The sequence below is a fragment of the Streptomyces sp. NPDC041191 genome, assembly GCF_055591945.1.
In genome coordinates this window covers 1-2,278 of sequence record NZ_JBVIZC010000027.1, presented here as the reverse complement: position 1 = coordinate 2,278, position 2,278 = coordinate 1, and the positions used below count along the sequence as shown (strand labels likewise).

Genomic DNA, 2,278 nt, shown 5'->3' with positions numbered 1-2,278 from the left:
CCCCGGCCACCGTCACCACCGCCGGCCGCGCCCCGCGCACCCCCCTCGAAGAGACCCTGCTCACCCTCTTCGCCCGCGTCCTCGACACGACCACCCGCCTCACCGTCGACGACGACTTCTTCCACCACGGCGGCCATTCGCTGCTCGCGGCGCGGCTGACGAACCGCGTCGCGGACGTGCTGGGCGTGCGGCTGACGATCCGGGACGTGTTCGGGCGTCCGACGGTGGCGGGCCTCGCGGAGTTGATCGCGGGCGAGGGGGGCCGGGCCGCTCCGCCGCTGGTCGCGGGGGAGGGCTCCGGCGCGGACGGACCGCCCCCGGCCTCGTACGCGCAGCGCCGCCTGTGGCTGCTCTCGCAGCTCGACGGGGACAGTGCCGCCTACAACGTGCCCATGGTGGTGCGCCTTGAGGGGGGAGGGCTGGACGTCGGGGCGCTGGAAGCGGCACTGGCCGACGTGATGGAGCGTCACGCCCCGCTGCGGACGGTCTTCGAGACGGTGGACGGCGAGCCGCGCCAGCGCATCCTCCCGCCGGACCTCGCGAAGGTGACCGTCCGGCGGCGACGGGTGGAGTCGGAGGCGCTGGACGCGGAGTTGGTGGCGGAGGCGGGCCGGGTGTTCGACCTGGCGGTGGACGTGCCGGTGCGGGCGGTGGTGTTCGACCTGGGCGACGGGTCGGCGGTGCTGCTGCTGGTGGTGCACCACATCGCGACGGACGGTGTGTCGAGCGGAGTGTTCTTCACCGATCTCGAACGGGCCTACGAGGCCCGGGTGGAGGGAGTGGAGGGGAGCGTACTGGAACCCCTCACCGTCCAGTACGCCGACTACGCCGCGTGGCAGCGGCGGGTACTGGGCCGGACGGACGACCCGGAGAGCCTGTCGGGCCGGGAGCTGGACTTCTGGCGCGGTGCGCTGGAAGGGCTTCCCGAGGAGCACGGCCTGAGCACGGACCGGCCCCGGCCGGCGCGGGCTTCGCACCGGGGTGGCGAGGTCGAGATCGATCTCGGCGCGGATGTGTTCGAGCGGGTGACCGCTTTTGCCCGGAACGAGGGGTGCACGCCGTTCATGGTGGTGCACGCGGCGCTGATAGCGGCGCTGGCCCGGTTGGGTGCGGGGCCGGACCTGGCGATCGGTTCGCCGGTGGCGGGGCGCGGGGACCGGGCGCTGGAGGGTCTGGTCGGGTTCTTCGTGAACACACTGGTCCTGCGCACGGACAGTTCGGGCGATCCGACGTTCCGCGAACTGCTGGGCCGGGTGCGTACGGCCGATCTGGACGCCTTCGCGCACCAGGAGACGCCGTTCGATCTCGTCCTGGAGGCGGTCAATCCCACCCGTACGCTCTCGCGTCACCCCCTCTTCCAGATCTGCCTCACACTCGAAACCGGTAGCGGCCCGGCGTTCGCGTTGCGGAACGTGCCGACCGGGCCCGTGGAGAACGTCTCCAACGGTTCCGCCAAGTTCGACCTGGAGTTCTTCCTCCACTCCGACGACGAGAAGTGCCTCCGGGCCACTGTGCTCTTCGCCGCCGACCTCTTCGACGGGGAGACGGTACGGCGCACGGCATCGGTCCTCGGAGCGGTGCTGCGCCAGGTGCTCGACGAGCCGGGCACGCGTCTCTCGGGCCTTGAGGTGGTGTCGGGAGCGGAGCGCGAGCTGTTGACCGGTCCGTGGGCCGGGACGGTGTCCGACGTGGGTGATGCTTCGCTGGTCGAGCGGTTCGAGGAGCAGGCGGCCCGGTTCCCCGACCGGACCGCCCTGGTCGACGGCGAGCGGGAAGTCTCCTACGCGGAACTCAACGCGCTGGCCAACCGGTGGGCCCGGCTGCTTCGGAAGCGCGGCCTGGGGCGCGGCGACCTGGCGGGCATCCTGCTGGAGCGGGGCGTGGACTTCGCCGCCGCCGTGATCGCGGTGGCCAAGACCGGGGCGGGTTACACGCTCCTGGACCCGGACTTCCCCGACGAGCGGCTGAGGACGGCCGCCACCGACGCCGGCATCCGTCACCTCTTGACCCGCCCGGCCCTCGCCGGGCGCGTCGAAGGCCCCTGGACGACCCATACGGAAACCCCGGCCGACCTCCCCTCCCCGGAGACGGGCAACCTCGGTCTGCCGGTCGACCCCGACGACTCCGCCTGCTTGATGTTCACGTCGGGTTCGACGGGGCGGCCGAAGGGGATCTTGTCGTCGCACCGGAATCTGGTGTCGACGGTGAGTGGGCAGTCGTACGGCCGGTTCGGTCCGGAGCAGGTGTTTTTGCAGTGCTCGCCGGTGTCGTGGGACGC

The 2,278-nt window shown here is 72.1% G+C and carries 1 protein-coding gene; it reads left to right on the top strand.

Annotated features, from left to right (window positions below):
• On the top strand, positions 1–2,278 hold a 2,278-nt coding region (locus ACZ6AQ_RS28800), incomplete at both ends, for a condensation domain-containing protein (RefSeq protein WP_468763693.1).